Raw genomic sequence first — 3,911 nt, 5'->3', positions numbered from 1 at the left:
CCGCCGCCCCGGGGGCGCCGTTGCCGCCGTTGCCCCACAGCAGCCCGCCATCCCCGCCGCGGCCGCCGGGGGTGGTCGCGTTGGCGCCGTCGCCGATCAGGTTGCGCCCCATCAGTAGCTGTGTCGGAGCGTTGATCGCGTTGAGCGCGTCTTGTAGTGCGGTGTTGGTGGCCTCGGCGGTGGCGTAGGAATTCGCGCTGGCGGCCAGGGTGCGAATGAATTGGTCGTGAAAGGCGGCCGCCTGGGCGTTGAGTGCCTGGAATTGGCGGCCGTGTGCGCTGAACAATGCGGCGATGCCGGAGGACACCTCGTCGGCGGCTGCTGCCAGCAGCTCCGTCGTCGACGCCGAGGCGGCGTGTGCGGCAGCATCGACCGCCGAACCGATACCGGCGAAATCCGTGGTCGCCGCCCCTAGTCCCGGCAGCGAGGCAAACACAAGCGACATGACGGTTACTCCCTGAAGCATTGACACGGGCCAGACCGGACCCACGCCTCGGCGTGTGCAGCAAAGCTCTCAATCGGGAGATGTAGAAAACTTGACGAATCGTTGAACCGGCTGAATCGGTTGGTGCAGCACTCCGCCGAATGCCGGGATGAACAGGTGCGACTGCGCCACTGCCGGATATACGGGCGAGGCCGCCCTGGCCACCGAAACCGCCGCCGTTGCCGCCGTTGCCGCTGCCGGTTGCGAGTCCGCCAGCGCCGCCGGCGCCGGCCTTACCGCCGGCGCCGGCCTTACCGCCAGCACCCCCAGTGGGATCGCCCCGATCACGCCGCATCGACGGCTCGGTCAGTGCAGCGCTCCGGGAATTCCGGGTTGGCCGGGCGCGCCGCCGCCCCCGTTATTGCCGAACTGCGCGCCGTCGCCGCCGCTGCCGCCGCTGCCGCCCTCGCCACGGCTTCCGCCGCCACCGGCCGCTACGACGCTGCCACCGCCTTTGCCGCCGTCGCCGCCTCCGCCGCCGGTGCCGCCGTCACCGCCGGGTTGATCCACGCCGTAGCCGCCCATACCGCCCACGCCGCCGGTGCCGCCCGCGCCGCCCGCGCCGCCCCCGCCGCTGCCGGTCGCTTCACCGCCGCTGCCGCCATTGCCGCCGATGCCGCCGGTTCCGCCGGCGCCTCCGGGCAAGGACGGCAAGGGGCTCGACGGAGGTGTGGTGATGCCGCGAGCGCCGACGCCGCCGGTGCCGCCTTGGCCGCCGGCGCCGCCGCTACCGGCGTTGCCGCTGCCCGTTGCGGTGCCTCCGGTGCCGCCGTCGCCGCCGGCACCGCCGGTGCCGGCGGGTAAGCCGACGCCGTCAAGGGTGTAGCTGCCGGTGCCGGCGGTGCCGCCGGCACCGCCATTGCCGCCGTTGCCCGCATTGCCGATACCGGTCGCGCTGCCGCCGTTGCCGCCGCTACCGCCGTTGCCGCCATTGCCGTTGTAGCCGTTGACGGTTACGTCGAAGCCATCGCCGCCGTTGCCACCGTCTCCGCCATTGCCGTCGTGGCCGCCGCCGGTTGCGATGCCCCCGTTGCCGCCGTTTCCGCCGGTGCCGCCGCTGCTGCCGATGCTGCCGTCGGCGCCGATGGTGCCGACGGCGCCGGTGCCGCCGGTGCCGCCGTCGCCGGCATGGCCACCGGCAGTAGAGGTGCCGCCGTTTCCGCCGTTTCCGCCGTTGCCGGCGGTTTTACCGGCGCCGCCGGTTCCGCCTATGCCGCCGTTGCCGGCGTTATTGGTGCTGCTGGTGCCGCCATTGCCGCCGTCGCCGCCGCGGCCGCCGGTGCCGGTGTCGGCGAAGACGCCGCCTTGGCCGCCGGCTCCGCCTTGGCCGCCATCGCCGCCGCGTCCATTACCGCTTGCGGTGCCGCCGTTGCCTCCAGTGCCGCCGGCCCCGGCCGTGCCGGAGGCCAGAACTTGACCGCCGAAGCCGCCGGCGCCGCCGGTGCCGCCGTTGCCGCTGTTGCCGCTGTTGCCGTTGAAGTCAGTGCCGCTTGTGGTTCCGCCGGCGCCGCCATTGCCGCCGGTGCCGCCCCCACCGGCGGTCCCGTTCATTACGCCGCCGCCGATGCCGCCCGTGCCTCCCGTGCCGCCGCCACCGCCATTGCCACCGCTGGTTGCGGCGCCACCCTGGCCGCCGTCGCCTCCGGCGCCGCCTTTGGCGGCGGCCAGGGCGGTGCCGCCTTGGCCGCCGGTGCCGCCGCTACCGGCAGTGCCGCCGCCGCTGTTGCCCCCTTGTCCGCCTTGGCCGCCATTGCCGGCGTCGTTGCCGGTGCCGCCGGTGCCGCCGGTTCCGCCGGTGCCGCCCGTCCCGCCGTTGGCTGAGGTGCCGCCGTTTCCGCCCTGGCCGCCGTCGCCGGCGGTTCCCGCGGTGCTGGTGCCGCCCTGGCCGCCGTTACCGCCATTACCAGCGGTGCCCGGGTTGGCCAAAAGGGCGCGGGCACCAGTGGCGCCGCCGCCTCCGCCGCTGCCGCCGACGCCACCGTCGCCGCCGCCGGTTGCGGTGCCGCCGCTGCCGCCGTTGCCGCCGGTGCCACCACTGCCAGCGGTGCCGCCGAAGTCGACGTCGTCACCGCCGTTTCCGCCGGTTCCGCCGGTGCCGCCGGTGCCACCGTTGCCGGCGCTGGATGCGGTCCCGCCGTTGCCGCCGTTGCCGCCGGCCCCGCCCTTACCGGCGAATGCCGCGGCGCCGCCCTGGCCGCCGGCGCCTCCGGTGCCTCCGGTGCCGCCATGGCCTGAGCCGGTACCGGTGGCCGCGCCGCCGTCCCCGCCTTGGCCGCCGGTGCCGCCGGTGCCGCCGCTGCCGGAGGTGACGGGATTAGCGCTGAGGCCGGCGCCGCCGGCGCCGCCCGTGCCGCCGTTGCCGCCGTTGCCGCCGTTGACTGCGGTGCCGCCTTGGCCGCCGTGGCCACCGGTGCCCGCGGCGCCGCCCTGAGCGGCGGCACCGCCTTGGCCGCCCTGGCCGCCTTGGCCGCCGTTGCCGCCGTCGGTGGCGCCGCCGCCATTACCGCCAGCGCCGCCGTTGGCACTTGTGCCGCTACCGTTGGTTCCGCCGGTGGCACCGTTGCCGCCGGTGCCACCGGTGCCGCCGTTGCTGCCGTTGACCCCGGCGCCGCCGGAGCCGCCCTGGCCGCCATTGCCGCCGACGCCGGCGGAGTTGTTGCCGCTGGCGCCGAGGCCGCCGTCGCCGCCGGTGCCGCCCGTGCCGCCGTGGCCGGCGCCGCCGGTGCTGCCGCCAGTACCGCCGGTGCCGGCCTGGCCGCCGGCGCCCGCTTTGCCGCCGTTGCCGCCGGTGCCGCCATCGCCGCCGGCGCCGTTGTTGAAGGCGGCGCTGCCGTCTGAACCCACATAGCCGTTGCCGCCGTTGCCGCCCTGGCCGCCGTTACCTCCGAGACCGCCGCTGCCGTTAGTGCCACCCGGGCCGCTGTCGCCTCCTTGGCCACCGGCACCGCCGGCGCCGCCGGCGAAGCCGGTATGGCCGTTGTTGCCGTCGCTCACGCCGGCGCTGTCGGCGCCGGTGCCGCCGGTTCCGCCGGTGCCCCCGTTGCCTCCGGCCCCGCCGTTGCCCGCGGCACCGGTGACCGCGCCGGCGCCGCCGGCCGCACCGCCGGCACCCGCGGCCCCGCCGTGGCCACCGTCGCCTCCTGCCGCGCCGGTGCCTGATGCGCCGTCGCCGCCTTGGCCACCGGCTCCGCCGTTACCGCCTGCTCCGCCGTTGCCACCGTGGCCGAACAACACTCCGTTCGCGCCGCCGGCACCGCCCGTGCCGCCGGTCCCGCCGGCCCCGCCAACAAGACCTGCCGCGCCGGCACCGCCGGCTCCACCATCGCCGCCCACGCCGCCCGCTCCGCCATTGCCGAAGAACAGCCCACCTTTGCCGCCTGCTCCGCCATTGCTACCGGCGCCGCCGGCCGAACCGGCGGTGCCCGCC

2 protein-coding genes and 1 pseudogene are annotated in these 3,911 nt (G+C 76.5%); all 3 read right to left on the bottom strand.

Translation table 11 applies throughout. The features are described 5' to 3' along the window. The coding region (locus BST12_RS28480) for a PE family protein (protein ID WP_139802022.1) at window positions 1–445 on the bottom strand (445 nt) is incomplete at its 3' end. 69 nt (window positions 446–514) lie between these two features. After that, window positions 515–772 carry a hypothetical protein gene (locus BST12_RS32420; RefSeq protein WP_170062225.1) on the bottom strand — a complete coding sequence of 86 codons (258 nt, stop codon included), beginning with the start codon at window positions 770–772 and terminating at the stop codon, window positions 515–517. An 18-nt stretch (window positions 773–790) separates the two neighbouring features. Continuing rightward, window positions 791–3,911, bottom strand: a pseudogene (locus tag BST12_RS33060) (PE family protein); the annotation flags it as partial.

Origin of the sequence: Mycobacterium angelicum (genome assembly GCF_002086155.1) — a bacterium.
Taxonomy (GTDB): Bacteria; Actinomycetota; Actinomycetes; order Mycobacteriales; family Mycobacteriaceae; genus Mycobacterium; species Mycobacterium angelicum.
This window is presented reverse-complemented; position numbering and strand designations above follow the sequence as displayed.